Genomic DNA, 25,659 nt, shown 5'->3' with positions numbered 1-25,659 from the left:
CCCGCATGCTGCCGACCGCGAGCACGTCGCCCGTCACGGGTGGCGTGCTCGCGGTGCACGCGCACCCGGACGACGAGACGCTGTCGACCGGCGCGCTGCTGGCGACCTGGGCCGCGGCGGGGCTGCCGGCCACGGTGGTGACCTGCACCCGCGGCGAGCGCGGCGAGGTGATCGGCGCCGCGCTCGCGCACCTCGAGGGCGACGGCCCCGCGCTGGCCGCGCACCGCGAGCGCGAGCTCGCGGCGGCGACCACCGCCCTGGGTGCCACCCAGCACTTCCTGGACACCCTCCCGCTCCCGCTCCCGCTCCCGCTCCCGGGCGCAGCCGGGATCGCCGAGCGGGCAGCAGATGTCCCCTCGGGAGCCTCGGAGGGGACATCGGGTGCCCGCTCGGGGGACGCGGACGCAGACGGGGGCGCGGACGGGGGAGCGCGGTACGAGGACTCGGGGATGGCCTGGGTCGCGAGCGGGCGCGCGGGGGCCGCGGCCGAGGTGCCCGCGCGGGCGCTGGTCGGCGTGCCGCTGGACGAGGCCGCCGGGCGGCTCGCCGGGCTGCTCCTGCTCCGGCGGCCCGACCTGGTCGTCACGTACGAGCCGGGCGGCGGCTACGGCCACCCGGACCACGTCCGCGCGCACGCGATCACGGCGCGCGCCGTCGAGCTGGTGGCGGAGGCCGCGGGCCGGGCCCCGGCCGTCGCGTGGGCCGTCGCCCCCGCGGCCGCACTGCGCGCCGGGTACGCCGCCCTCGCCGCGGACCCGGCCGCCCACGCTGTGCTGGCCGCGCGCGCCGACGACCGCCGGGCGACCCGCGAGGGGCCGCTCGCGCTGCCCGACCCCGCCGGCCCGCTGCCGTCCGTCGCCGCCGACGGCCCCGTCGACCTGGTCGTCGACGTGCTGCCGGTCCGGGACCGCGTGCTGGCCGCGCTGCGCGCGCACGGCACCCAGGTCCAGGCGGTCGCGCCGCTGGACCACCCGGACGCCGTGGCCTGCTGCGCCCTGTCGAACCTCGTGCTCGCCCCGGTGCTGCCGCGGGAGTCCTACCGCCGGGCCCCGGGCTCGGCGCCGGTGCCGGCGGCCGCGCTGCCGCCGGGCGCGCGCATCGCCGGGGCCTGAGCGCACCCGCGCACCGGGGTAGCCTGGCGCGCGTGCCGCCCCTGACGCTCCCGATCGTCCTCCGCGCCCTCGGCGCCCTGCTGCTCGGCGTGCTGGTCGGCGCGGTCGGCACGGTCATGCACCGCTCGACCCGGCCGTGGGGCGTCGTGGTCTGCCTGCTGCTGGTGCTCGCGGCGGCCGTGGTCGTCCGCGCGTGGGGCGGCTGGGTGACGTCGGTGGGCCTGCTGGTCGGGCTGTTCGCGAGCGTGCAGGTGCTCTCCGGGCGCGGACCCGGTGGCGACGTGCTGGTGCCGGCGGACGGCGCGATCGGCTGGGTGTGGGCGATCGGCTCCCTGGCGGTCGCGCTGGCCGTGGCCCTCGCGCCGCGGGCCTGGTTCGCCGACGTGCCCCTGCGCCGCCCGCCGAGCGCGCCGTGACCGAGGTCGACCCGCTGTACGGCGACGGCGCGGCGGCGACAGGGGTCGCCGCCACCGACGCGTTCCGGGCCGCGATGGGCCGCCTGCCCGCGGGCGTGGTCGTGGTGACCGTCCGCTGGCGAGGCATGGACCACGCGATGACGGCCAGCGCCGTCACGTCGGTGTCGCTGGACCCGCCGATGCTGCTGCTGTGCGTGCACGAGGACGCGCGGCTGCGGGAGGCGCTGGACGACGTGGACACGTGGGCGGTCAGCGTGCTCGCCGACGACCAGGCGCCGGTGGCCGACTGGCTGGCCTCGCCCGGCCGGCCGGCGATCGGCCAGCTCGACCGCGTGCCGCACGTGGCCGCGCCGCGCTCCGGGGCGGCGTGGGTGACCGGCGCCGCGGCGTGGTTCGAGTGCCGGACGGCGCAGATCGTGCCGGCGGGGGACCACGACGTGGTCGTCGCGGAGGTGCTGGAGTCCCGGGAGGGCGAGCCCGACGCGGGCAGCCTGGTGCACCTGCGGCGGCGGGTGCGCGGCCTGCGCTGAGGCGCCCCGACCGCCGGCCGCGGCCTTCGTTGCCAAGTCGTGACCTGCGGAACCGGCCCATACGGGACACCGGAGCGCCGCGCGCACGGGTGGGGACCGTAGAATCGGCCGTCGCGGCGGGCGGGGTGCGCGCCGCTGCTCGCGAGGGGGATCCGGATGGCGAAGGGCAGCGCGGAGGGCACCGAGCCCACCGTGGACGGCGACGGTCCCGACGGGTCGTGGTCGCCGCTCGACGAGTTCGAGCCGGACCAGCCGCGGCGCCGCTGGCTGCGGGTGACGCTGGTCGTCGCCGGCGTGGTCGTGGTGCTCGGCGGCGCGTACGTCGGTGCCGCCTACGCCCTGGCCGACCGGGTCCCGCGCGGGACCACGGTCGCCGGCGTGGAGGTCGGCGGGATGACGGCCGCGCGTGCCGAGGAGGCGCTCACGGACCGGCTCGGCGAGCTGGCCGGCGACGTCGTCCCGGTGTCCGCCGAGCAGATCACCGGCTCCGTCGACCCCGCCACCGCCGGGCTGTCCCTGGACGTCGGGGCGACGGTCGACCGGCTGACCGGCGCCGACCTGCGCCCGCAGCGGCTCTGGCAGCACCTGGTCGGCGGCGGCGCGGAGCAGCCCGTCACCGTGGTGGACGACGCGCAGCTCGACGCCGCGCTGGAGGACCTCACGGCCACGCTGAGCCTCGCGCCGGTCGACGGGTCGATCGTGTTCGCCGACGGGGAGCCGCACGCGGTCGAGGCCGTCGACGGCTGGACCCTCGACACCGACGCGGCGCGCGAGACCCTGGTGGACACGTGGCTGACCGCGGCCCGCCCCCTGGAGCTGGCCACCGAGGTCGTCGAGCCCGACATCACGCAGGAGGAGACCGACGCCACGCTGCAGGAGGTCGCGTCCCGCGTGGCCGCCGGGCCGGTCGCGGTGGAGGTGGCCGGCCAGCGGGTCGAGCTGCCGGCGGACGTGCTGACCGCGGTCGCGTCGTTCGTGCCGCAGGAGTCCGCGCTGGTGCTGCAGATGGACGGCGCCGCGCTCGTGGAGCAGGTCGTCGCCCGCTCGACGAACCTGCTCACCGTGTCCTCCGACGCGCGCTTCGAGTTCCAGAACGACGCGCCGGTGATCGTCCCGGGGACGCCCGGCACCACGCTGGACCCGGCGACGCTCGCCGCCGCCGTCTCCGCCGCGACGCAGGAGGACGAGCGCGTCGCCCCGGTGGAGCTGGTCGAGTCCGACCCCGCGCAGACCACCGCGGCGCTCGAGGCGCTGGGCGTCACGCAGGTCGTCGCCGAGTTCTCCACCCCGCTGACCAGCGAGCAGCGGCGCACGCAGAACATCACGGCGGGGGCCAACGCGATCAACGGCACGCTGGTGCGCCCCGACGAGACGTTCAGCCTGACCGAGGCGCTCGGTCCCATCGACGCGGCGCACGGCTTCACCCAGGCCGGCGCCATCGTCAACGGCGAGCACACCGACGCGTGGGGCGGCGGGCTGTCCCAGCTGTCCACCACGACGTACAACGCCGCGTACGAGGCCGGCATGGAGGACGTCGAGCACAAGCCGCACTCCGAGTGGTTCAGCCGGTACCCCGCGGGCCGCGAGGCGACGCTGTTCACCGGCACGCTCGACATGCGGTGGAAGAACAACACGCCGTACGGCGCGCTGGTGCAGGCGTGGGTGGGCGACGGCAAGACGTGGGTGCGGATCTGGAGCACCCCGTACTGGGAGGTCATCTCCGAGTCCGGTCCCAAGACCAACGTCGTGCAGCCGACCACCGTGTACTCGCAGACCGCGACCTGCTCGCCGCAGTCGGCCGGCAACCCCGGTTTCCGGATCACCGTCACGCGGACGATCAAGCTCAACGGCGAGGTCGTCGCCACCGAGCCGTCGTCCTGGACCTACCGCCCGCAGAACCGCGTGGTCTGCGGACCCGACCCGGCCGCGGCGCCGCCCGCGGGCTGACCGGGCTCGGGACCCGTCGCGGTCGTGCGGCTCAGCGGCGCGGGCGGCGCTCCGGCGCGGGCGGGACCAGCTTGCCCAGGGCGATCTCGTCCGCGGGCACCCGCACGTCCCCGGAGCGGCGCGTCCGCACGGTGACGCCGGCGTCGTCGACGGCGACCAGGTCGCCCAGCACGTCGGTGTAGGGCTGCGGCTCGCCCGCGGGGAGCCGCCGCCGGACGACGACGCGCCGGCCGACCGTCCAGGTGCGCCACGACGCGTGCGGGTCGGGGGCGGCTCCGGCCGGTCCGGCGGGGAAGGTCACACTCTGCTCCGTCTCTGCACTGCGCCGTCGGAGCGCAGGTGAGCGATACTAGGTCCCGGCAGCCCGAACGAACCCGGACCGCGCCCGACCGCCGAGGCCGGGGCGCGTGGAGGACGCACCGTGACCTATGTGATCGCCCAGCCCTGCGTGGACGTCAAGGACAAGGCGTGCATCGAGGAGTGCCCGGTCGACTGCATCTACGAGGGCAAGCGCTCGCTGTACATCCACCCCGACGAGTGCGTGGACTGCGGCGCCTGCGAGCCGGTGTGCCCGGTCGAGGCGATCTACTACGAGGACGACGTCCCCGAGCAGTGGAGCGAGTACTACAAGGCGAACGTCGAGTTCTTCGACGACCTCGGCTCGCCGGGCGGCGCCGCCAAGATGGGCGAGATCCCGAAGGACCACCCGATCATCGCGACGCTCCCGCTCCAGGTGCACGGCGACTGACGCGTGGGTCTGCTGACCGGCGCGCTGCCGGACTTCCCCTGGGACACGCTCACCCCGTACGGCGACCGGGCCCGGGCGCACCCCGGCGGCATCGTCGACCTGTCGGTCGGCACCCCGGTCGACCCGACGCCGGAGCTGGTCCGCCGCGCGCTGGCCGCCGCCGCGGACGCGCCGGGGTACCCGCTGACGTGGGGGACGCCCGCGCTGCGCGAGGCCGTGGTCGCGTGGTTCGCCCGGCGCCGCGGCGTGCCCGGGCTCGACCCGGCGGGCGTGCTGCCGACGGTGGGCTCGAAGGAGCTCGTGGCGCTGCTGCCCGCGCTGCTCGGCCTGGGGGCCGGCGACGTCGTCGCGCACCCCGCCGCGGCGTACCCGACCTACGACGTCGGCGCCCGGCTCGCCGGGGCGGAGCCGGTGGCGACCGACGACCCCGTCGCGCTGCTGACCGGCGCGGACGGCGACCGCGTGCGGCTGGTCTGGCTGAACTCGCCGGGCAACCCCGACGGCCGCGTCCTGGGCGTCGCCGAGCTGCGCGCGGTGGTCGAGGCCGCCCGCGCCGCGGCCGCGCGCTCCGGCCGGCCCGTGGTGGTCGCGTCCGACGAGTGCTACGCCGAGCTGGCCTGGGACGAGCCGTGGGCGACGGACGGCGTGCCGAGCGTGCTGGACCCGCGGGTCACCGGCGGCGACGTCACCGGTCTGCTCGCGGTGTACTCGCTGTCCAAGCAGTCGAACCTCGCGGGCTACCGCGCCGCGTTCACCGCGGGCGACCCGGCGCTGGTGGGGGACCTGCTGGCCACCCGGAAGCACATGGGCATGATCGTCCCGGCGCCCGTCCAGGCCGCGCTGACCGCGGCCCTCGGCGACGACGCGCACGTCGCGGAGCAGCGGGAGCGGTACCGGGTGCGGCGCGCGGCCCTGCGGGACGGGCTGGCGGCCGCGGGGCTCGTCGTCGACCGCTCGGCGGCCGGGCTGTACCTGTGGGCGCGCCCGGAGCAGGGCGACGACGACTGCTGGGCCACCGTGGGCCGGCTGGCCGACCGCGGCGTCCTCGTGGCCCCGGGGTCGTTCTACGGCGCGCCGCGGCACGTCCGGGTCGCCCTGACCGCCACGGACGAGCGGATCGCTGCGGCGGTCGACCGGCTCTCGGAGCGCTAGAGACCTTGGTCCCGAGGCGCCTGTGACCCGAGTCACAGCGCAGGGGCCGTCGTGAGGATGCTCCACCCCCTGCGCGGGAAGTAGCGTCAGGGCAGGCCGACGCCACCCCCGTGGCGCGCCCGCACCGCAGCGGGCCTCACAGCCCCACGACCTCGCGGACCGGACCGAGGTCCGCACCCGCACACCGCCCGAGGAGGAGCGCCATGTCCGACGTCGCCACCGAGCCCGTCCAGCTGGTCGTCAACGGCAGCCCGCACGACCTCCCCGTGGTGCGCGCCACCGAGGGCAACGACGGCGTGGTCGTCTCCTCGCTGCTGCGCGACACCGGGCTGGTCACCGTGGACCCCGGGTTCATGAACACCGCGTCCTGCGAGTCGCAGATCACCTACATCGACGGCGACGCGGGCATCCTGCGCTACCGCGGCTACTCGATCGACCAGCTGGCCGAGAAGTCCTCGTTCCTCGAGGTCGCCTACCTGCTGGTCAACGGCGAGCTGCCGACCGCGGACCAGCTGGACGCGTTCGTCGAGCGGATCAACCGGCACACCTTCGTGCACGAGAACTTCCGCACCTTCATGGGCACCTTCCCCTCGGGCGCGCACCCGATGGCCGTGATGTCGTCGGCGATCAACGCGCTCGCGACGTTCTACCCCGAGTCGCTCGACCCGTTCGACCCCGAGACCGTCGAGCTCGCGACCGTGCTGCTGCTGGCCAAGACCCGCACCATCACCTCCTACCTGCACCGCACCTCGCGCGGCGAGCCGCTGCTGTACCCGGACTACTCGCGCGGGTACATCGAGGACTTCCTGCGGATGACGTTCGCGGTTCCGTACCAGCAGTACGACGTCGACCCCACCGTGGTGCGGGCGCTCGACAAGCTGCTGATCCTGCACGCCGACCACGAGCAGAACTGCTCGACCTCGACGGTCCGGATCGTCGGCTCCAGCCACGCCAACCTCTACGCGTCGGTCGCGGCCGGCATCAACGCGCTCTCCGGCCCGCTGCACGGCGGCGCCAACGAGGCCGTGCTCAAGATGCTCGCCGAGATCCAGGCCAACGGCGGCGACGCCTCCGACTTCATGACCCGCGTGAAGAACAAGGAGCAGGGCGTCCGGCTGATGGGCTTCGGCCACCGGGTCTACAAGAACTACGACCCGCGCGCCGCCATCGTCAAGGAGAGCGCCGACGCCGTCCTGGCCGCGCTCGGCGGCAACAACGCGCTGCTGGACATCGCGCGCACCCTCGAGGAGATCGCGCTGTCCGACGACTACTTCATCTCCCGCAAGCTGTACCCGAACGTCGACTTCTACACCGGCCTGATCTACAAGGCCATGGGCTTCGACGAGCGCATGTTCACGCCGCTGTTCGCGCTGGGGCGGATGCCCGGCTGGATCGCGCAGTGGCGCGAGATGATGCGCGACCCGCAGACCAAGATCGGCCGCCCGCGCCAGGTGTACTCCGGCTCCCCGGAGCGCGACTACGTGGCGGTCACCGACCGCTGACCTGCGCTCCGGCTCCGCTCGCCGAGACAGGTCCTCCGCGCCGACGTCGGGCGTGCGGCGGTCCTGTCTCGGCGCGGACGTCCTCTCCCGGCGCCGGTGGCCGGGCGGGCGGGCGGGCCCGGCGGGGCCGGGTCACCCGGGCGGGCGCCGTCAGGGGGCGAGCGTGAGGGCGACCGTGCCCGGGGGGAGCGGGGACTGCGACCCCGTGGTCCAGCCGGTCCCGCCGCGCGCCCACGCGGCGTCCCCGACCGCGACGGCCTGCACGTCCAGCGCCTCGGCCACGGCCACGGCCCACTGCGCCACCGCCCAGCCCGAGCGGGTGGCGTCGCCGCCGGTCGCCGCGGTGAGCGCGGCCGGGTCGAGCAGCACCACGGTGCCCTCGCCGCCGTCACCCCCGGACGCCGCCGCGTCGACGGCGGTGGACACGCTGCCGGCGAAGTCCCGCTGCACCCGGGCGGCGACGACGTCCGGGTCGCCCGGGCCGGCTGCCGGGTCCAGGTCGCAGTGCAGGGTGGCGGGGGACCACCCGGTCAGCGCCGAGGCGAACGCCCGCGACCGCGTCTCGTGCTGCGCGTAGGCGTCCGGGAAGCCCGAGCGCTGCACGGCCTGCGCCGCCTCGGTGACGGGGAGCTCGGTGTACCCGGGGACCCGGACGAGCCCGTCGTAGAACTTCCCGGTGGAGTACACCGGGTCCATGATCTGCTCGACGGTGCCCCAGCCCTGGGAGGGGCGCTGCTGGAACAGCCCGATCGAGTCCCGGTCGCCGTAGTCGATGTTGATCAGGCGCGACTCCTGCAGCGCGGTGGCCAGCCCGATCGTCGCGGCCCGGGCCGGCAGCCCGCGCTGCGCCGCGGTGACGGCGATCAGCGCGGCGTTGTCGGTCTGGTCGGCGGACAGCGCCCACGCGGTGCCGTCCACCGCAGCGGTGCACCGGCGCGACGCCGCGGCCGGCCCGGTGCCGTCGAGGAACCACACCACCGCGCCCACCGCGCCGCCCAGCAGCACGAGCGCCGCCAGCGCCGCGCAGCCGACGCGCGAGGCCGCGCTCCGGCGGGGCGGACGGTGGGCCACGACGTCAGTTCGCGTGCAGGGCGGCGTTCAGGGTGATGCCGGTGCCGGTGCGCGCCACGGCCTCGACGCCACCGGTCACGGAGTTGCGGCGGAACAGGATGCCGTCGGCGCCGGACAGCTCGCGGGCCTTGACCACGCGCGGACCGCCGTCGTCGCCGGCCTGGCCGACCAGGACCACCTTGGTGCCGGCGGTCAGGTAGAGGCCGGCCTCCACGACGCAGTCGTCGCCCAGCGAGACGCCGAGCCCGGCGTTCGCGCCGAGCAGGGACCGCTCGCCGATCGCGACGCGCTCGCGGCCGCCGCCCGACAGCGTCCCCATGATGGACGCGCCGCCGCCGATGTCGCTGCCCTCGCCGACCACGACGCCCTGCGAGATGCGGCCCTCGACCATCGACGTGCCGAGCGTGCCGGCGTTGAAGTTGACGAAGCCCTCGTGCATGACGGTGGTGCCGGCGGCCAGGTGCGCGCCGAGGCGGACGCGGTCGGCGTCGGCGATCCGGACGCCGTCGGGCAGGACGTAGTCGACCATCCGCGGGAACTTGTCGACGCCGTACACCGTGACGGGGCGGCCGGACGCGGCGCGCAGCCGGGCGCGGGTGGTCTCGAAGCCGTCGACCGCGCACGGGCCGTGGTCGGTCCAGACGACGTTGGGCAGGACCCCGAAGACGCCGTCCAGGTCGATGGTGTTCGGGGCGGCCAGGCGGTGCGACAGCAGGTGCAGGCGCAGGTACGCGTCCGCGGTGTCGACGGGCGCGGAGTCCAGGTCGACGACCGTGAGCACGGTCTCGGTGCGCACGCCGCGGGCGTCGTCCTGCGTCGCGAGGGCGGCGAGCTCCTCCGGGCACTCGGCGCCCGCGGGGACGTCGCCCAGCGCGGGGCGGGGGTACCAGGTGTCCAGGACCGTGCCGGACGTCGTGACGGTGGACAGGCCCCAGGCCCAGGCGGTGCGGTCGCTCATGCCCACCAGCCTAGAGGGGGCGCGGGCGGCCGGCCGGGCCGGTTGTAGGGTCGCGGGCGTGACGACGACCACCCCGCTGGACCTGACCGCCGACCTCACCACGCTCACCGCGGCGCTCTGCGACCTCGCCTCCGTGAGCGGCGACGAGCGGGCCCTGGCGGACGCGATCGAGGCGGCGCTGGGCGCGCACGCGCACCTGGAGGTGCTGCGCGACGGCGACACCGTCGTGGCCCGCACGCACCTCGGCCGGCCGTCCCGGGTCGTCATCGCCGGGCACATCGACACCGTCCCGGTCACCGTGGACCCCCCCAACCTGCCCACGCGGCTGGAGGGCACCGGGGACGACGCGGTGCTCTGGGGCCGCGGCACGGTCGACATGAAGGGCGGCGTCGCGGTGCAGCTGGCGCTCGCGGCCGCGCTCACCGCGCCGACGCGCGACGTCACCTGGGTGTTCTACGACCACGAGGAGGTCGACGCCGCGCTCAACGGGCTGGGCCGGGTCGCGCGGCAGCACCCCGACTGGCTGACGGCCGACTTCGCCGTGCTCTGCGAGCCGACCGACGCGGGCCTGGAGGGCGGCTGCAACGGCACGCTGCGCGCCGAGGTGCGGGTGCCGGGCGTGGCGGCGCACTCGGCGCGGGCCTGGACCGGCGTGAACGCGATCCACGCCGCGGCCCCGGTGCTGGCGCGGCTCGCGGCGTACGAGCCGGCGTCCGTCGAGGTCGACGGGCTGGTCTACCGCGAGGGGCTGAACGCCGTGCTGATCAGCGGCGGCGTCGCGACCAACGTGGTGCCCGACCGGTGCGTCGTCACGGTGAACTACCGGTTCGCCCCGTCGCGCACGGTCGAGGAGGCCGCGGCGCACGTGCAGGACGTGCTGGGCGGCTTCGACGTCGTGGTCACCGACGCGGCGGCCGGCGCGCGACCGGGGCTGGACGACCCGGCGGCGGCGGAGTTCGCCGCCGCGGTGCTCGGCGTCACCGGCGGGGTCCCGGCGCCCAAGTACGGCTGGACCGACGTCGCCCGGTTCTCGGCCCTGGGCATCCCGGCGGTGAACTTCGGACCCGGCGACCCGCTGCTGGCGCACAAGGACGACGAGCGCCTGCCGGTCGCCCAGCTGCAGGTCTGCCACGACGCGCTGCGCGCCTGGCTGACCGCCTGACGGGTCACCGACCCGCCGCCGCGGGTTCACCCCCGGGACCACCGGACGGACCACGCACCCTCGGCGCCGGACCGTAGAGTCGCCCCATGAGCGACGACGGCGTGCCCGCACCCGGATCCGGTTACCGCAAGGGGCCCGTGCTGCTGCGACGCGGGCAGATCCCCGCGACCACGTCGGACCAGCGGCTGCTGTCCGGCGGCGACGGCGCGGACTGGCTGCACGGCGACCCGTGGCGCGTGATGCGGATCCAGAGCGAGTTCGTGGAGGGCTTCGGCGCGCTCGCCGAGCTCGGTCCCGCGGTGTCCGTGTTCGGCTCGGCCCGCACGCTCCCGGAGCACCCGGACTTCGCGCTGGGGGTGACCGTCGGGCGCCGGCTCGCCGAGGCGGGCTACGCCGTCATCACCGGCGGAGGCCCCGGCATCATGTCCGCGGCCAACAAGGGCGCGTCCGAGGCGGGCGGCCTGTCGGTCGGGCTGGGCATCGAGCTGCCGTTCGAGCAGGGCATGAACCCGTGGGTCGACCTCGGCGTGAACTTCCGCTACTTCTTCGCCCGCAAGACCATGTTCGTGAAGTACGCCGAGGGCTTCATCGTGCTGCCCGGCGGGTTCGGCACGTTCGACGAGCTGTTCGAGGCCCTCACCCTGGTGCAGACGCACAAGGTCACGGAGTTCCCGATCGTGCTGGTCGGCTCGGACTACTGGCAGGGGATGCTCGACTGGCTGCGCGGCCCGGTGCTGGAGCGCGGCATGATCCGCGAGGCCGACCTGGCGCTGCTGCAGCTGGTGGACGACCCCGACGAGGCGGTCCGGATCGTCCGGGACCGCGGGGCGGAGCTCCGGGCCGCGGAGCGCGCCGCGGCCGCCGCCGCCGAGCAGGCGGAGGAGCGGGCGGAGGCCGAGGTGGAGGACGAGGCCGGGGACGTCGCGGGTGGGCGCTGACCACCCCGCCCCGGCCGCCCCGGTAGCACCGCCCGTGCCGGCGGCGGGCGCGCCGCTGCTGCTGCGCGACCGCTGGTTCGGCGCCGGGCACCCCGTGGTCATGGCGGTGGTGAACCGGACCCCGGACTCGTTCTACGCCGCGGCGCGGTTCGACGACGCCGGGGCGGACGCGGCGGTGGCGCGGGCCGAGCAGGACGGCGCCGACCTGGTCGACCTGGGCGGGGTGCGCGCCGGCCGCGGGCCCGCCGTCGACGTCGCGGAGGAGATCGCCCGCGTCGTCCCCCTGGTCGAGCGCGTCCGGCGCCGGCACCCGGACCTGCTGGTCAGCGTGGACACCTGGCGCGCCGAGGTGGCGCGGGCCGCGGCCGACGCCGGTGCCGACCTGCTCAACGACACGTGGGCGGGGCACGACCCGGCGCTGGTCGAGGTGGCCGCGGAGCGCGGGCTCGGCGTGGTGTGCTCGCACACCGGCGGCCTGCCCCCGCGCACGGACCCGCTGCGGGTCTCCTACCCGCTCCCGGACGACGCGCCGGCGGACGCGGACCCGCGCGACGGCGTGCTGCTCGACGTGCTGGCGACCCTGCGCGCGTCCGCCGCCCGCGCGGTCCGGCTCGGCGTGCACCCGTCCAGCGTGCTGGTGGACCCGACGCACGACTTCGGCAAGAGCACCTGGCACTCGCTGCACCTGGTGCGCCGGACCGCCGCGCTGACCGACCTGGGCTACCCGGTCCTGGTGGCGCTGTCCCGGAAGGACTTCGTCGGCGAGACGCTGGACCTGCCGCCCGAGGACCGGCTGGAGGGCACGCTCGCCGCCACCTCCGTCGCCGCCTGGCTCGGCGCGCGGGTGTTCCGGGCGCACGACGTCCGGGCGACCCGGCGGGTGGTCGACACCGTGGCGGCGCTGCGCGGCGACGCACCGCCCGCCCGCGCGGTGCGGGGGCTCGCGTGACCGACCCCGCCGGGACGGGGTCCGGGCGCGCGCGGTCCGCCGTGGCCGGGGCGCCGCCGCGCCCGCGCGCCGACCCGCGCACCTGGCCCTGGTGGCTGCAGACCCTGGCGGTGTACGGCGCGGCGCGGGCGTTCTCGGCGGTGCTGCTGCTGGTGGTCGCGACCCGGCAGGCGGCGAACGGCTGGACCGGGGCCGCACCGGGCTACGCCGACTACGCGGGCCTGATGTGGGACGCGACCTGGTACCGGCGGATCGCCGAGGGCGGCTACCCGGCCGCGCTGCCGGTCGGCGCGGACGGCCTGGTCCAGCAGAACGAGTGGGCGTTCTTCCCGCTGTACCCGTTCCTGGTGCGGGGCGTGATGTCGGTGACCGGCGGCTCGTGGGCGGTGGTCGCGCCGACCGTGTCGCTGCTGGCCGGGGCCGGCGCGGTGCTGCTGATCCACCGCACGGTGGTGCGGGGTGCCCCGCGCGCCGTCGCGGCACGCCCCGGGCTGCCCCTGGCGACGGTCCTGCTGGTCAGCGTGTTCCCGACGTCGGTCGTGCTGCAGGTCGGGTACACCGAGGCGCTCGCGCTGCTGCTGGTCGCGGCCTCGCTGCTGGCGGTCGTGACCCGGCGCTACGGCTGGGCGTGCGCGGCGGTGCTGGCCCTGGGGTTCACCCGCGCGGTCGCCCTGCCGATGGCCGTCGTCGTCGTGGTGCACGCGCTGGTCCGCTGGCGCGAGTGGCGCGCCGAGGGCCGGCGGCCGCCGGGGCGGGACCTCGCGGGCCTCGCCGGGCTCGCGGTGGCCGCGGTGGTCTCCGGGTTCGCGTGGATCGCGATCTGCGGCTGGGTGACCGGGGTCCCCGACGCGTACCTGCAGACGCAGGAGTCCTGGCGCGGGGCCCGGACCACCGCGCCGTTCGCCGGCTGGGCCTACGTGCCGGGGTTCTGGTTCGGCGACGCCGCGCCGTTCGTGGTCCTCGGGGCGGCGCTGCTGGTCGTGGGGTGCCTCGTCGCGCCGTCCACCTGGCGGCTCGGCCGGGAGCTGCACGCCTGGTCGGCGGCGTACCTGCTCTACCTGGCCGCGGCGGTCGAGCCCGGCAGCAGCCTTGCCCGGTTCCTGCTGCTGGCGTTCCCGCTGGCCGCCGCGACCGCGGGCGTCGTGCCCCGGCCGCGCTGGGCCCGGTGGGCCTGGACGGGCGCCGTGGTGGTCCTGATGCTCGCGCTGCAGGTGGTCTGGGTCTGGCGGATCTGGCGGCTGGTGCCGCCGTCGGGCTGGCCGCCGTGATGCGGCCCGCGGCGGTCTGACGAGGGGCTGCGCGAGGGTGCCGGCGCGGACCCGGCCCGCCCTGTCGCCTCGGTGAACTAGACTGGCCAGCGGACATCCGCCGATCCGGGCGCCCGCGCGAGCCCGTCCCGCACCCCCGGGACCGGGCCGTCGGACCCCGGAGACCCAGCGACAGAGGAGAGCCCCGCATGGCCGCGATGAAGCCGAGGACTGGTGACGGTCCCCTCGAGGTGACCAAGGAGGGCCGCGGCATCGTCATGCGCGTCCCGCTCGAGGGCGGTGGCCGGCTCGTGGTCGAGCTCAACGCGACCGAGGCGCAGGAGCTGGGCGAGGCCCTGACCTCCGTCGTCTCCTGACGACGCCGGGCTCGCGCTGACGTGGCTCGTTCCCTGACCTCCTCCCCGGTGCGCATCGGTCGCCCCGTCCCGGCGGTCGGCCTGGTCGCCGGCTCGCTGGCGACCTCCGACCTGCTGCTCGAGGCCGACGTCGACGCGGTGGCCGTCCCGGTCGCCCCGTCGGCGCCGGACGAGCCGGACGACACCGACCTCCAGCCGCGCCGGGGCACCGCGGACGCGGCCGCCCGGTACGGCATCGACCTGGCCGAGCTCGCCGAGCGCGCCGGCCTGACCGGTGCCGCGGGGGAGGCCTGGACGCTGCTGCTGCCGCGTCCGGTGGGCAGCGCGGGCGCCGCGCTGCCCTGGGCGGGCCTGCCGCGCCGCCTGGTGCTGGTCGGGGTCGGCGACGGCACCCCGGACGAGCTGCGGCGCGCGGGTGCCGCGCTGGCCCGGGCCACCCGCGGCCTGCGCCGCGTCCTGACGACCGTCGCCACCGAGCCGGGCCCGGGCGGTCCGGCGGCGGTGCGCGCGTTCGCCGAGGGCTACCTGCTGGCCGCCTACCGCGTGCAGCGGATCGGCGCCCCGGCGAGCCCGAAGGAGGCGCCGGCCACCGAGCTGGTGGTCGTCGGGCGGGACGGCGCTCACGCACGTGCGGCACTGGACGAGGCGGTCCGCGGCGCGACCGCGACCTGGCTGGTCCGCGACCTCGCCAACACGCCGTCGAGCACCAAGAACCCCGGGTGGGTCGCCGACCGCGCCGGCGAGCTGGCCCGCGAGGCCGGCCTGCGGGTCGAGGTGCTCGGCCCGCGCGAGCTCGAGGCCCAGGGCTTCGGCGGCATCCTCGCCGTCGGCGCGGGGTCGGCGTCGCCGCCCCGGCTCGTCACCGTGTCGTACGACCCGGCCGACCTCCCGGACGGTGCGCCCGCGCGCCGCGGGAAGCACGTGGTCGTCGTCGGCAAGGGCATCACGTACGACACGGGCGGTATCTCGATCAAGCCGCGCGAGGCCATGGTCCCCATGAAGACCGACATGGCCGGTGCCGCCGTCGCGCTCGCCACCGTGCTCGGTGCCGCGGCCGGGCGCGTCCCGCACCGGGTCACCGCCGTGCTGCCGCTGGCCGAGAACCACGTCGGCGCCGCGTCGTTCCGGCCCGGTGACGTGCTGCGGATGTGGGGCGGCCGGACCGTCGAGATCGCGAACACCGACGCCGAGGGCCGCCTCGTGCTCGGGGACGCGCTCGCGTGGGCGGACGCCACGCTCGACCCGGACGTGCTCGTCGACGTCGCCACCCTGACCGGGGCCGCGAGCCTCGGACTGGGCAAGCAGCACGGCGCGCTGTACACGACCGACGCCGGCCTGACCGCGGCGCTGGAGACGGCCGCCGCCGAGTCCGGGGAGCCCGTCTGGGCGATGCCCCTGGTCGAGGACTACGCCGACGCGGTGCGCTCGACGCTCGCCGACCTGCGGCACGTGCCGCAGGACCTGAAGTACGGCGGCGGCTCCATCACGGCCGCGCTGTTCCTGCGGGAGTTCGTCGGCTCGCGGGCCTGGGCGCACCTGGACATCGCCGGCCCGGCGCGCGCCACCGCCGACAAGCACGAGGTCACCGAGGGCGCCACCGGCTACGGCGCCCGCCTGCTGCTGCGCTACCTCGCCGCCCTGCGCTGACCCGCGCACCGCGACACCGACGGCCGCGCACCCCACGGGGTGCGCGGCCGCCGTCGTCCCCCGCACGCCCCGCCTCGCCCCCGCACGCCCCGCCTCGTCCCGCGTCCCGCGTCCCGTGCGGTCGCCGAGGTAGAGCCGTCCCCGCGAGGTAGGGTGGTGCACGGCTCTACCTCGGCGCGGACGCTCTACCTCGGCGACCGGGGGCGTGCCGGGCGCGGACCGCCGGCGTGGCCGGCGAGCGCGGGCGGGTCAGCGGCGGACGGCGACCAGGAGGCCGTCGCCGACCGGCAGCAGCGCCGGCAGGAGCCGCTCGTCCTCGCGGACCTGGCGGCCGGTCTCGCGGACGATGGTCGTGGCCTCGTCGCGGCGGGCCGGGTCGGCGACCCGGTCGTGCCACAGCGCGTCGTCCACGGCGAGCACGCCGCCGGGGCGGAGCAGGCGCACGGCCTGCTCGACGTAGGCGGGGTAGCCCTCGATGTCGGCGTCGACCAGCACGAGGTCGTAGGCGCCGTCGGTGAGCCGGGGCAGGACGTCGATCGCCCGGCCGGAGATCGTGCGGGTGCGGGCCGGGCGGACGCCCTCCTCGGCGAACGCCTGCTTGGCCGCGCGCTGGTGCTCCACCTCGATGTCGATGGTCGTCAGCACGCCGTCCGACGGCATGCCGCGCAGCAGGTGCAGGCCGCTGACGCCGGCGCCCGTGCCCACCTCGACGACCGCCCGGGCCCGGGCCGCCGCCGCCAGCACCGTCAGCGCGGCGCCGGTGCCGGGTGCGACCGGGGTGCAGCCCAGCTCGCCGGCGCGGTCGCGCGCGCGCAGCAGCGTGTCGTCCTCGGGGGCGAAGCCCTCCGCGTAGACCCAGCTGGCTGCCTTGTCGGTGGCGATGGTGTCCTCCTGGACGACGGTGGTGGTTGCGCGCGGGTGCAGGCGGTCGCCAGCCTAGTGGCCGCACGGGGGCGGGACGGCGTGCCCGCGCGCGACGCGCGGGCGTCACCCGCTCGCGCGGGAACCGTGCGCGCGGGGTGCGCGTTGTGGGTGGACAGGGGAGGCACGGTTCGCACCGGGGCCCCCGCCCTGGGACACTGGGTCCTCAGGTCGATGCGCCGCACCCGCGGCCCCCGAGCAGAAGGACGTGGATGGCGACTCCGTTGCCCGATCCGGACTGGCAGCCCCCGACGTGGGAGGCGATCGTCCGGGAGCACTCCGCGCGCGTGTACCGGCTGGCCTACCGCCTGACCGGCAACCGGCACGACGCCGAGGACCTCACCCAGGAGGTCTTCGTCCGCGTGTTCCGCTCGCTGTCGACGTACACGCCCGGCACCTTCGAGGGCTGGCTGCACCGCATCACCACCAACCTCTTCCTCGACCAGGCGCGCCGCCGCCAGCGCATCCGGATGGACGCGATGGGCGAGGACGGCGACCGCTACCCGGCCGTCGACGGCCGGGACGGGCCCGAGCGCGCGTTCGAGCACGAGAACCTCGACGTCGACGTCCAGCGCGCGCTGGACGAGCTGCCGCCGGAGTACCGCGCCGCCGTCGTGCTGTGCGACATCGAGGGCCTGTCCTACGAGGAGATCGCCGTCACCCTCGGCATCAAGCTCGGCACCGTCCGCTCGCGGATCCACCGCGCCCGCGCGCGGCTGCGGGTGTCCCTCGAGCACCGGGCCCCGGCCGCGGTCCGCGCCGCACCCGACGTGGCGGACCCGGCGGGTCACGCCGACGCCCACGGGGTGACCGCCACGGCGGGCTCGCGATGAGCGCGCACCTGGGCGACCGCGTCAGCGCGCTCGTCGACGGCCAGCTGGCGCCGGCGGTCGCCGAGCGCGCGCTGGCGCACGTGGCCTGCTGCCCGCGCTGCGCGGCGGACCTCGCCGCGGCCCGTGCCGCCCGCCGCGTGCTGAGCGACGTCGACGACGTCCGGCCCGCAGGCGACCTCACGGCACGGCTGCTGGCGCTGGGCGGCTGCGGCCCGGCCGATCCCGCGGGCACGCCGCGTCCGGCCCCGGCACGCCCGATGGACCCGTTCGTGCCGCCGTCCGGCGCCGCCGGTGCCACCGCGGCGTTCACCGGCGGCACGTCCACGCCGGCGCGCGGCCTCACCGGCCTGCTGGGCGGGTCCGTGCTCGGCAGCGGCTCGGTCCTGGGCGGCCGGCCGGTGCTGGGCGGACGCGGCCTGCTCGGCGGCGGCGGCGTGCTCGGCGGCCGCCCGGTCGGGGACCGCGCTCCCGGGGGCGCCCGCCGTGGCCTGCGCGCCGCCGTCGGCTCGATCACCGGCCTCGGCGTGGTCGCCGTGGGTCTGTTCCTGCTCGGCGACCGCCCGGCGGTCGCCCCGGCGCCGGAGTCCACCGAGGCCCTCGCGCTGCTCGGCGACGCCAACGCGACGGCGGTCCCCGTGCTGTCGACGGGCACGGCGCCCGGCTCGGTCACGGAGCCCGCCGCCGGCGCCTCGACGCAGGAGTACCTGGACTGGATGCGCGCCCAGGGCTGGACCTGCCCGGCGCAGGTCCCCGCGGGCTGGTCCGTCACGTCCGTCCGGCTGCGCGACGAGGGCAGCACCCTGCAGGTCGACCTGGCCGGTCCCGCCGGCGAGGTCGTCGTCACCGAGCAGCACGGCCGCCTGGACCTGTCCGCGCTGCCTGCCGCCGAGCCGATCGAGGTCGAGGGGCACACCGTGTACCTGCTGTCCACCGAGCCGTGGCACGCCGCCTGGCAGTCCGGCGACACCGTGGTCGAGGTCGTCTCGGCCCGCACCGGGCCCGAGGCCACGGCCGTCGTCGCCCAGTTCCCCGGCGGCGACTTCGACTCCGGGCTGCCCGCCCGGCTCACCCGCGGCTGGGACACCCTCGCCGCCGCGGTGCACCTGCCGTGACGACGCCCGACCAGCCGCAGCGCCCGCAGCAGCCCGAGGACCGGACCCCGCCGCCGAACCCGTTCGCCGCGCCGGGGCCCCGCCCGGCCGACCCGTTCGCGCCGCCGGCAGCGCCGCCCGCGGGCTGGGCGCCGCCCGCGGCCTGGGGCCGGCCGGCGCCGGCCGAGCCCGGCCAGCAGCCGCCCGCACCCTCGCCGTACGCCCCGCCGCAGCAGCACGCGCCGCAGCAGGCCCCCGGCACGCAGCCGTACGGCGCCCAGCCGTACGCGACCCAGCCCTACGGTGCTCAGCCGTACGGGGCCCACCCGTTCCCACCCGCCGCGGGCCGGCCGTCCGCCGCACCCGTCGACCCGGCCGTCGCCGGCGCCGCGCCCCCCGCGCCGCTGCCGGCCGACCCGGGCGCCGCGCCCGGCCCCGCGACGCTGCCCGCCGACCCGTTCGCGGGCGGGATGCCGCCCGGCCTGCTCGTGCCCCCGCCGCCGGCCCGCCGTCGCGGGCGCCGGCGCGTCCCGCTCGGCGTCGTGGCCGGCCTCGTCGTCGCGGCGCTCGGCGCCGGTGTGCTGGGCGGCGTGATCGGGGCCCGCCTCGAGGCCGGCGACACCCACCTCGCGGACGCCGGCCTGCCCGCCGCCGTCGGCACGGGCGCCGGGGACCGCGCGCCGGACAGCGTCGCCGGGATCGCCGGGACGGTGCTGCCGTCGGTCGTCTCCCTGGAGGTGACGTCCGCCGCCGGATCGGCCACCGGGTCGGGGCTGGTGCTGCGCCAGGACGGCTACATCCTGACCAACCACCACGTGGTCGCCGGCGCGACCGACGCCGGCGCCGCGGTCGTCGTGCTGTTCGCCGACGGCTCGCAGCTGACCGGCTCGGTGGTCGGCAGCACCGCCGACTACGACCTGGCCGTGGTCAAGGTCGACGCCGAGGGGCTCACGCCGCTCGTGCTCGGGGACTCCGACCAGGTCCAGGTCGGCGACCCGGTGGTCGCCGTCGGCGCGCCGCTCGGGCTCGCGGGCACCGTCACGTCGGGCATCGTCAGCGCGCTGAACCGGCCGGTCGCGGCCGGCGACGGCACCGACTCGACGGCGTTCATCAACGCGATCCAGACCGACGCCGCGATCAACCCGGGCAACTCCGGCGGCCCGCTGGTCAACGCGGCGGGGGAGGTCGTCGGCATCAACTCGGCGATCGCCCAGCCGCCGGGCACCGGCGGCACCAGCGGCGGCAGCATCGGCCTGGGCTTCGCGATCCCGTCCAACCAGGCGCGCCGCACCGCGGAGCAGCTGATCGAGACCGGCACCGCGACCTACCCGGTCATCGGCGTCCTGCTGGACGGCACGTACACCGGTGAGGGCGTCCAGGTGGCGACCGCGCCGCAGAACGACCAGCAGCCCGTGACGCCCGACGGTCCCGCGGACCGCGCCGGCATCCGGGCGGGCGACGTGATCCTCGCGATCGACGGCCGGCCGGTGACCGCCTCCGACGAGCTGGTGGTCGCGATCCGCGCCCGCACGCCCGGCGACGCCGTGTCCCTGCGGGTGCGCGCGGCCGACGGGACGGAGCGTGACGTGCGGGTCGTGCTGGACGAGTCCGCCGCGGGCTGAACCGAGGCTGGGAGGCGCGGGCCGCGGGCGGTAGCCTGGGCAGGTGTTCGACATCAACGGCGGCGAGTTCCTCGTGATCCTGCTCGTCGCCGTGATCGTCATCGGACCGACGCGGCTGCCCGGGTACGCCGAGCAGCTCGCCCGCCTCACCAAGCAGGCCCGGCGCTACCTGGCCGACGCGCGGCGCCGCGTGGACGACGAGCTGGGCGACGAGGCCCGCGACATCGACTGGGAGGCGCTCGACCCCCGGCGCTACGACCCGCGGCGCATCGTCCGCGACGCGCTGCTGGACCCCGAGACCCCGGCCGCCGGCGCACGCGCCTCCGCCGCCGCGGCCGGCGCCGGTGCCGCCGCGCGGACGTCCCGCGCCGCCCCCGCGGCGACCACGCAGCTCGCCCCGGACGTGCCCGCCCCGTTCGACGACGAGGCCACCTGACCACGCGCGGCCGCCGCGCCGCACGCCCCCTCCCGCCCCCCACCGGGCCCACCGGCCCCACGAACCGTCAGAATGGACCCATGGTCTCCGGCTCCCCTCGCATCTTCTCCGGGATGCAGCCCACCTCCGACTCGCTCCACCTCGGCAACTACCTCGGCGCGCTGACCCAGTGGGTCGCGCTCCAGGACGCCTACGACGCGCTGTACTGCGTGGTGGACCTGCACGCCCTGACGGTCGCGCCCGACCCCGCCGCCCTGCGCGAGCGCACCCGGCGCACGGCCGCGCAGTACCTGGCGGCGGGCGTGGACCCGGAGCGCTCGATCCTGTTCGTGCAGTCGCACGTCGCCGAGCACGCGGAGCTGTCCTGGCTGCTGTCCTGCGTCACGGGCTTCGGCGAGGCCGGCCGGATGACGCAGTTCAAGGACAAGTCGTCCAAGCAGGGCGCCGAGGGCACCACGGTCGGGCTGTTCACCTACCCGATCCTCATGGCCGCGGACATCCTGCTGTACGACACGGCCCTGGTGCCGGTCGGCGAGGACCAGCGCCAGCACCTGGAGCTGACCCGCGACCTCGCCCAGCGGCTCAACGGGCGGTTCGGCGCCGACACGACGGTCGTGCCCGAGGCGCACATCGTGAAGGCGACGGCGAAGATCTACGACCTGCAGGACCCGACCGCGAAGATGAGCAAGTCCGCGGCCAGCCCCAACGGCATCATCGAGCTGCTCGACCCGCCGAAGACGGTGACCAAGCGGATCAAGTCCGCCGTGACGGACGCCGTCGGCGTGGTCCGGTACGACCGCGCGGAGCAGCCCGGCGTCGCGAACCTGCTGACGATCTTCTCGGCGCTGACCGGCCGCGAGGTCGAGTCGATCGTCGCCGACTACGACGGCAAGGGCTACGGGCACCTCAAGGTGGACCTGGCCGAGGTCGTCACCGAGTTCCTGACGCCGTTCCAGGAGCGGGTGAACGGGTACCTGTCCGACCCCGACTCGCTGGACGCCGTGCTCGAGGACGGCGCCGAGCGTGCCCGGGCCATCGCGCGGGGCACGCTGGACCGGGTCACCGACCGGTTCGGGCTGCTGCCGCGCCGCCGGACCGCATGAACCCCACCGGGCCGTTCGGCGAGGAGCTCCGGGTCGGCGTCGCCGTCACCGTCCCGGAGCCGTACGCCGCCGAGCTCGAGGCGGCGCGCGCCCGCGTGGGCGACCCCGCGGCGTCGCTGATCCGCCCGCACATCACGCTGCTCGGCCCGACCGTGGTGCCGGTCGCGGAGCTCGACGCCGTCGCCGACCACCTGCGCGCGGTCGCGGCGCAGCACGCGCCGTTCTCGGTGCACCTGCGCGGGACCGCCTCGTTCCGGCCGGTGTCGCCGGTGGTGTTCGTCGAGGTCGTGGAGGGCATCGCGCCCTGCGAGCTGCTGGAGGTCGACATCCGCGCCGGCGTGCTCCGCAGCGAGCTCCGGTTCCACTACCACCCGCACGTCACCATCGCGCACGAGGTGCCCGAGGAGGCGCTGGACCGGGCGTTCGCCGACATGGCGGACTACGAGGCCCGGTTCGACGTGACGGAGATCCACGTCTACGAGCACGGCGACGACGGCATGTGGCGCGCGATCGGCGCCTTCCCGCTCGGCGGCTGACCCGCACCGGCCGCACGACCCGCACCACCAGCGGCGACGCCGCGCGCGGGCGGCGCCGCGCCCGGATGCCGAGGGGACGATCGGCTCCTAGGGTCGTCGGCATGGGACTCCCGGCCGAACCGCAGGGCGCCGGGCGGGCACACGCCGGCGCGGCCAGCACCGAGGACGTCGCGGCCGGCAACCGTCGCGACGTCGGCGCCCGGGTGTACCCCGGCGGGTTCGCCGGTGTCACCGCCCGGCTGAAGGACCTGCTCGGCTGGTGGCAGCAGACCCGCGCGGCCCGGGCGAACGCGCGGTTCGGCGTCGCCGGCGGCGGCGTGCTGACCGGCGGCATCGCCTACGCGACGATCTTCTCGGTGTTCGCGGGGCTCGCGATCGGCTACACGATCTTCATGGCGGTGCTCGGCGGCAACGACACCCTCCGGCAGACCGTGCTGGACACCATCGACTCGAACCTCCCCGGCCTGGTCAAGACCAGCAGCGACGACAACGGCGTCATCGACCCCGCGGACCTGGTGCTCAGCACCGGCCTGGGGGTGACGGGCATCATCGCCGTCGTCGTGCTGCTGGTCAGCGCGATCTCGGCGATGGCGGCGCTGCGCACGGCGGTCCGTGCGATGTTCGGCGCCGACGCCGCCGGGCAGAACATCGTGAGCAGCAAGCTGCGCGAGCTCGGCGGGTTCGCCGGCATCGGCTTCGCGATCCTGCTGTCCGCGGTGCTGAGCATCACGACGACCACGGCGGCCGACTGGGCGCTGGGGCTGCTCGGCCTCGAGGGGTCGACGGTGGGCAGCCTGGTGCTGCGCGGCGCCGGGATCCTGGTCGCGTTCGTGATGGACGCGGCGACGTTCTGCCTGATCGTGATCGTGCTCGGCGCCCAGCGTCCCGCGTGGCGGGACCTGCGGCAGGGGGCCGTGGTCGCGGCCGTCGGGCTCGGTCTGGTCCGCGTGCTCGGGACGTCGGTCGTGGCGGGCTCGGCGGACAACAACGCGATCCTGGCGTCCTTCGCGGTGATCGTGACGCTGCTGATCTGGATCAACCTGATCGCGCGGATCGTGCTCCTGGCGGCCGCGTGGACCGCCGACCCGCCGGCACCGTCCGACACCGACGCCGACGCCGAGGCGGGGGAGCCCGAGCCCGCCGCCTGACCCGCGCGGCCGGGCGCCCGCCGCGCTCAGTCCGTCGTCGCCCGACCGGACGCGGTCGTGGCCAGGATCGCGCGCGCCGTCGTCGAGTCGACGACGTCCGCGAGCGGCGCGTAGAGCCGGATCGCGTCCAGCGCGCGGGCGTGCGCCGCGTCGTCCGCGCCGGCGCAGGCGTCCGCCACCACCCGCACCGCGATGCCGGCGTCGGCCGCCGCCAGAGCGGTGGACAGCACGCAGCAGTCGGTCGAGACGCCCGTGAGGAGCATCGTGTCCCCGGGCGCCAGGTGCCGGGCGAGCTCCGCGCCCCACTTGCCGAACGTCGTCGCGGTGACGACCGGGACCGCGGCTGCCAGGTCGGCGAGCTCCGGGACCAGCGCGTAGGCGGGCGCGTCCGGCGGCTGGAGCGCGAACGGCCAGTCGGCGTAGTACGGCACCCAGGCGCCCTCCGGGTGCTCCGGGGCGACGAACCGGGTCAGCACCGTGCGGTCGGGGCCCGCGGCGTCGGCGAGCGACCGGACCACCGGCAGCACCTCGGCGAACCGCGGGGCGGCCCACGGGGACTCCGGGTCGGCGAAGACGGGCTGCATGTCCACCGCGACGAGCACCGCGCGCCCGGGCACCGCGCCGCGCACCGTGCCGGGCTCCGCGCCGGCCACCTCCGGGCCGCTCACCGGCCGGCCCCGGCGGCGGGCGCGGCGTCGAGGTCCGCGGACGACGGCGGCAGCGCCTCCTCACGCCGGACGGCGGACCGGCGCAGCAGCAGCGTCCCGAGGAACCCCACCGCGAGGGCGACCAGCACCCCGAGGTTCGCGTACGCCCAGGCGCCGTCGGTCCCACCCAGGCCGAGGACGCCGAGCAGGTAGCCCTGCCACGACAGCCACGCGGCCGACGCGTTGGTGACCAGCCCCCAGCCGAGGAACGTGCCGGCCGCCAGCAGCGTGAGCGGCACCGCGGGTGCCCGGCCGTAGCGGCCCTCGGGGCGGAACAGGTCGCGGTCGTCGTAGTCGCGGCGGCGCAGCAGGACGTCGGCCAGCATGATGCCCGCCCACGCGGCGATCGGGACGCCGAGCGTGATGAGGAAGCCCTGGAACACGCCGAAGAAGGTGTCCGAGCCGAACACGATGTAGACGGTGCCGAGGACCATGATGACGCCGTCGATCCCGGCGGCGACGGGCCGGGAGATCGGCAGGCCCGTGGAGACCAGGGCCAGGCCGGAGGAGTAGATGTCGAGCACGGCCCCGCCGATCAGGCCGAGCACCGCGACGACGGCGAACGGCACGAGGTACCAGGTCGGCAGCACGGTGGTGAGCGCGCCGATCGGGTCGTCGCTGATCGCGGCGCGCAGCTCGGCGTCCGAGCCGGCGAGCAGCAGGCCGAACACCAGCAGCACCACCGGTGCCAGCGAGGCGCCGAACGTCGTCCAGGCGACCACCCCGGTACCGGAGGCGTGCCGCGGCAGGTAGCGGGAGTAGTCGGCGGCCATGTTGACCCAGCCCAGGCCGAACCCGGTCATCATGAACACGAGCGCGCCGATGAACGCCTGGGCGGTCCCGGACGGCAGCGCCGACACGGCGTCCAGGTCGACGTGGTCCAGCACGAGCAGCACGTAGCCCACGGTGAGCACCGCGGTGACGACGGTGATGACGGTCTGCATCCGCATGATGAGGTCGAAGCCGAACACCCCGCCCGCGATGATCAGACCGGCCACGACGACCAGCGCGACCACCTGGACGCCCGAGCCGCCGCCCCAGCCCAGCGCCTCGACCACGGTGGCCGTCGCCAGGGTGGCGAGCGCGGTGAGGATGGTCTCCCAGCCCACGGTGAGCAGCCAGGACAGCACCGCGGCCACCCGGTTGCCCTGCACGCCGAGGGCGGCGCGGGACAGCACCATCGTCGGCGCCGAACCCCGCTTGCCCGCCAGCGCCACGACGCCGCACAGCAGGAACGAGAACACGATGCCCACCACGCTGGCCACCGCGGCCTGCGTGAAGGACACCCCGAAGTCGAGCACCCAGGCGCCGTAGGACAGGCCGAGCACGGACACGTTGGCCGCGAACCACGGCCAGAACAGCTGGCGCGGGGTGCCCTTGCGGTCGCGGTCGGCGATCACGTCGACGCCGGCCGACTCCACGGCCAGCGCGCGACCGGGCGGGACGGCGGTGCCGGGGTCGGCGGCGGGGACGGCGTCGGTGGGTGGCGGTACGGGCACGGGGACT

At 76.6% G+C, this 25,659-nt stretch carries 26 protein-coding genes; 20 read left to right on the top strand and 6 right to left on the bottom strand.

From position 1 onward, the window contains the following. Positions 1-5: 5 nt before the first annotated feature. The 4 genes from AC1050_RS06890 to AC1050_RS06875 all read left to right on the top strand — a co-directional run bounded on the left by AC1050_RS06890 (position 6) and on the right by AC1050_RS06875 (position 4,005). Positions 6-1,112, top strand: coding sequence for a PIG-L family deacetylase (locus AC1050_RS06890; RefSeq protein WP_482386613.1), 1,107 nt, complete (start codon positions 6-8; stop codon positions 1,110-1,112). A 32-nt stretch (positions 1,113-1,144) separates the two neighbouring features. Continuing rightward, complete coding sequence (locus AC1050_RS06885) at positions 1,145-1,528, top strand: hypothetical protein (RefSeq protein WP_482386612.1); 384 nt, start codon at positions 1,145-1,147, stop codon at positions 1,526-1,528. Next, a complete protein-coding gene (locus AC1050_RS06880) occupies positions 1,525-2,058 on the top strand; it encodes a flavin reductase family protein (protein WP_482386611.1) in 534 nt (177 codons plus the stop codon). The genes AC1050_RS06885 and AC1050_RS06880 overlap by 4 nt, the downstream gene beginning before the upstream one ends. A gap of 156 nt (positions 2,059-2,214) precedes the next feature. Next, positions 2,215-4,005 (top strand): VanW family protein, encoded by a 1,791-nt coding sequence (locus tag AC1050_RS06875; protein WP_482386610.1) that lies wholly within the window; start codon positions 2,215-2,217, stop codon positions 4,003-4,005. 31 nt (positions 4,006-4,036) lie between these two features. Here AC1050_RS06875 and AC1050_RS06870 read toward each other — a convergent pair whose 3' ends face one another. Next, the gene (locus AC1050_RS06870) at positions 4,037-4,306 is read right to left on the bottom strand and encodes a putative acetyltransferase (RefSeq protein ID WP_482386609.1); all 270 of its coding nucleotides are present in this window, start codon (positions 4,304-4,306) and stop codon (positions 4,037-4,039) included. 120 nt (positions 4,307-4,426) lie between these two features. Here AC1050_RS06870 and fdxA point away from each other — a divergent pair, with 120 nt between their 5' ends. The 3 genes from fdxA (at position 4,427) to AC1050_RS06855 (ending at position 7,407) form a co-directional block, all read left to right on the top strand. Continuing rightward, entirely contained in the window at positions 4,427-4,753 is a 327-nt protein-coding gene (fdxA, locus tag AC1050_RS06865; RefSeq protein WP_454051271.1) for a ferredoxin, read from the top strand. Between the two features lie 3 nt (positions 4,754-4,756). After that, complete coding sequence (gene dapC / locus AC1050_RS06860; protein WP_482386608.1) at positions 4,757-5,905, top strand: succinyldiaminopimelate transaminase; 1,149 nt, start codon at positions 4,757-4,759, stop codon at positions 5,903-5,905. A 203-nt stretch (positions 5,906-6,108) separates the two neighbouring features. After that, positions 6,109-7,407: a citrate synthase gene (locus AC1050_RS06855; protein ID WP_482386607.1), complete on the top strand. Its 1,299-nt coding sequence runs from the start codon at positions 6,109-6,111 to the stop codon at positions 7,405-7,407. A gap of 150 nt (positions 7,408-7,557) precedes the next feature. On the opposite strand, the gene AC1050_RS06850 is transcribed toward AC1050_RS06855, so the two are convergent. Both AC1050_RS06850 and dapD read right to left on the bottom strand, forming a co-directional pair. Next, positions 7,558-8,478 carry a hypothetical protein gene (locus AC1050_RS06850; RefSeq protein WP_482386606.1) on the bottom strand — a complete coding sequence of 307 codons (921 nt, stop codon included), beginning with the start codon at positions 8,476-8,478 and terminating at the stop codon, positions 7,558-7,560. 4 nt (positions 8,479-8,482) lie between these two features. Continuing rightward, a complete protein-coding gene (gene dapD, locus AC1050_RS06845) occupies positions 8,483-9,436 on the bottom strand; it encodes a 2,3,4,5-tetrahydropyridine-2,6-dicarboxylate N-succinyltransferase (RefSeq protein WP_482386605.1) in 954 nt (317 codons plus the stop codon). Between the two features lie 58 nt (positions 9,437-9,494). Here dapD and dapE point away from each other — a divergent pair, with 58 nt between their 5' ends. From dapE to AC1050_RS06815, 6 genes are all read left to right on the top strand, one after another. After that, positions 9,495-10,598 (top strand): succinyl-diaminopimelate desuccinylase, encoded by a 1,104-nt coding sequence (gene dapE / locus AC1050_RS06840; RefSeq protein WP_482386604.1) that lies wholly within the window; start codon positions 9,495-9,497, stop codon positions 10,596-10,598. A gap of 86 nt (positions 10,599-10,684) precedes the next feature. Further along, positions 10,685-11,536 (top strand): LOG family protein, encoded by an 852-nt coding sequence (locus tag AC1050_RS06835; protein WP_482386603.1) that lies wholly within the window; start codon positions 10,685-10,687, stop codon positions 11,534-11,536. Continuing rightward, positions 11,526-12,485 carry a dihydropteroate synthase gene (gene folP / locus AC1050_RS06830; RefSeq protein ID WP_482386602.1) on the top strand — a complete coding sequence of 320 codons (960 nt, stop codon included), beginning with the start codon at positions 11,526-11,528 and terminating at the stop codon, positions 12,483-12,485. Before AC1050_RS06835 ends, folP begins: the two co-directional genes overlap by 11 nt. Continuing rightward, the gene (locus AC1050_RS06825; RefSeq protein WP_482386601.1) at positions 12,482-13,753 is read left to right on the top strand and encodes a hypothetical protein; all 1,272 of its coding nucleotides are present in this window, start codon (positions 12,482-12,484) and stop codon (positions 13,751-13,753) included. The genes folP and AC1050_RS06825 overlap by 4 nt, the downstream gene beginning before the upstream one ends. 188 nt (positions 13,754-13,941) lie before the next feature. Further along, positions 13,942-14,109 (top strand): DUF3117 domain-containing protein, encoded by a 168-nt coding sequence (locus tag AC1050_RS06820; RefSeq protein ID WP_082812748.1) that lies wholly within the window; start codon positions 13,942-13,944, stop codon positions 14,107-14,109. Between the two features lie 21 nt (positions 14,110-14,130). After that, the gene (locus AC1050_RS06815; protein ID WP_482386600.1) at positions 14,131-15,756 is read left to right on the top strand and encodes a leucyl aminopeptidase family protein; all 1,626 of its coding nucleotides are present in this window, start codon (positions 14,131-14,133) and stop codon (positions 15,754-15,756) included. Between the two features lie 249 nt (positions 15,757-16,005). Here AC1050_RS06815 and AC1050_RS06810 read toward each other — a convergent pair whose 3' ends face one another. After that, positions 16,006-16,638, bottom strand: a complete 633-nt coding sequence (locus AC1050_RS06810) for an O-methyltransferase (protein ID WP_482387252.1) — start codon at positions 16,636-16,638, stop codon at positions 16,006-16,008. Positions 16,639-16,889: 251 nt separating this feature from the next. On the opposite strand from AC1050_RS06810, the gene sigE reads away from it, so the two are divergent. The 7 genes from sigE (at position 16,890) to AC1050_RS06775 (ending at position 23,446) form a co-directional block, all read left to right on the top strand. Further along, positions 16,890-17,510 (top strand): RNA polymerase sigma factor SigE, encoded by a 621-nt coding sequence (gene sigE, locus AC1050_RS06805; protein ID WP_482386599.1) that lies wholly within the window; start codon positions 16,890-16,892, stop codon positions 17,508-17,510. Next, positions 17,507-18,622 carry a zf-HC2 domain-containing protein gene (locus tag AC1050_RS06800; RefSeq protein ID WP_482386598.1) on the top strand — a complete coding sequence of 372 codons (1,116 nt, stop codon included), beginning with the start codon at positions 17,507-17,509 and terminating at the stop codon, positions 18,620-18,622. Before sigE ends, AC1050_RS06800 begins: the two co-directional genes overlap by 4 nt. Continuing rightward, positions 18,619-20,223: a S1C family serine protease gene (locus AC1050_RS06795; protein WP_482386597.1), complete on the top strand. Its 1,605-nt coding sequence runs from the start codon at positions 18,619-18,621 to the stop codon at positions 20,221-20,223. The genes AC1050_RS06800 and AC1050_RS06795 overlap by 4 nt, the downstream gene beginning before the upstream one ends. A 43-nt stretch (positions 20,224-20,266) precedes the next feature. Beyond that, complete coding sequence (locus tag AC1050_RS06790) at positions 20,267-20,659, top strand: twin-arginine translocase TatA/TatE family subunit (RefSeq protein WP_482386596.1); 393 nt, start codon at positions 20,267-20,269, stop codon at positions 20,657-20,659. 80 nt (positions 20,660-20,739) lie between these two features. Then, positions 20,740-21,762, top strand: coding sequence for a tryptophan--tRNA ligase (gene trpS, locus AC1050_RS06785; RefSeq protein WP_482386595.1), 1,023 nt, complete (start codon positions 20,740-20,742; stop codon positions 21,760-21,762). Further along, positions 21,759-22,298 (top strand): 2'-5' RNA ligase family protein, encoded by a 540-nt coding sequence (locus AC1050_RS06780; RefSeq protein WP_482386594.1) that lies wholly within the window; start codon positions 21,759-21,761, stop codon positions 22,296-22,298. Before trpS ends, AC1050_RS06780 begins: the two co-directional genes overlap by 4 nt. 101 nt (positions 22,299-22,399) lie before the next feature. Next, positions 22,400-23,446, top strand: coding sequence for a YihY/virulence factor BrkB family protein (locus AC1050_RS06775; protein WP_482386593.1), 1,047 nt, complete (start codon positions 22,400-22,402; stop codon positions 23,444-23,446). 26 nt (positions 23,447-23,472) lie between these two features. Here the strand turns inward: AC1050_RS06775 and AC1050_RS06770 are convergent, their stop codons facing one another. Both AC1050_RS06770 and AC1050_RS06765 read right to left on the bottom strand, forming a co-directional pair. Next, positions 23,473-24,114 (bottom strand): cysteine hydrolase family protein, encoded by a 642-nt coding sequence (locus AC1050_RS06770; protein WP_482386592.1) that lies wholly within the window; start codon positions 24,112-24,114, stop codon positions 23,473-23,475. After that, positions 24,111-25,652 carry a purine-cytosine permease family protein gene (locus tag AC1050_RS06765; RefSeq protein ID WP_482386591.1) on the bottom strand — a complete coding sequence of 514 codons (1,542 nt, stop codon included), beginning with the start codon at positions 25,650-25,652 and terminating at the stop codon, positions 24,111-24,113. The genes AC1050_RS06770 and AC1050_RS06765 overlap by 4 nt, the downstream gene beginning before the upstream one ends. Positions 25,653-25,659: the final 7 nt, after the last annotated feature.

The organism is Cellulomonas sp. NEAU-ZC6 (assembly GCF_056844425.1).
Note: the sequence above shows the minus strand (reverse complement) of the source record. Positions and strands in the feature narration are given on the sequence as shown.

What these genes read in the sequence shown, in the direction of transcription:
- AC1050_RS06890 (WP_482386613.1), top strand. Translation starts at nt 6, where the DNA reads ATGCTGCCGACCGCGAGCACGTCGCCCGTCACGGGTGGCGTGCTCGCG.
- AC1050_RS06875 (WP_482386610.1), top strand. Translation starts at nt 2,215, where the DNA reads ATGGCGAAGGGCAGCGCGGAGGGCACCGAGCCCACCGTGGACGGCGAC.
- AC1050_RS06855 (WP_482386607.1), top strand. Translation starts at nt 6,109, where the DNA reads ATGTCCGACGTCGCCACCGAGCCCGTCCAGCTGGTCGTCAACGGCAGC.
- dapD (WP_482386605.1), bottom strand. Translation starts at nt 9,436, where the DNA reads ATGAGCGACCGCACCGCCTGGGCCTGGGGCCTGTCCACCGTCACGACG.
- AC1050_RS06835 (WP_482386603.1), top strand. Translation starts at nt 10,685, where the DNA reads ATGAGCGACGACGGCGTGCCCGCACCCGGATCCGGTTACCGCAAGGGG.
- AC1050_RS06820 (WP_082812748.1), top strand. Translation starts at nt 13,942, where the DNA reads ATGGCCGCGATGAAGCCGAGGACTGGTGACGGTCCCCTCGAGGTGACC.
- sigE (WP_482386599.1), top strand. Translation starts at nt 16,890, where the DNA reads ATGGCGACTCCGTTGCCCGATCCGGACTGGCAGCCCCCGACGTGGGAG.
- AC1050_RS06800 (WP_482386598.1), top strand. Translation starts at nt 17,507, where the DNA reads ATGAGCGCGCACCTGGGCGACCGCGTCAGCGCGCTCGTCGACGGCCAG.
- trpS (WP_482386595.1), top strand. Translation starts at nt 20,740, where the DNA reads ATGGTCTCCGGCTCCCCTCGCATCTTCTCCGGGATGCAGCCCACCTCC.
- AC1050_RS06780 (WP_482386594.1), top strand. Translation starts at nt 21,759, where the DNA reads ATGAACCCCACCGGGCCGTTCGGCGAGGAGCTCCGGGTCGGCGTCGCC.
- AC1050_RS06775 (WP_482386593.1), top strand. Translation starts at nt 22,400, where the DNA reads ATGGGACTCCCGGCCGAACCGCAGGGCGCCGGGCGGGCACACGCCGGC.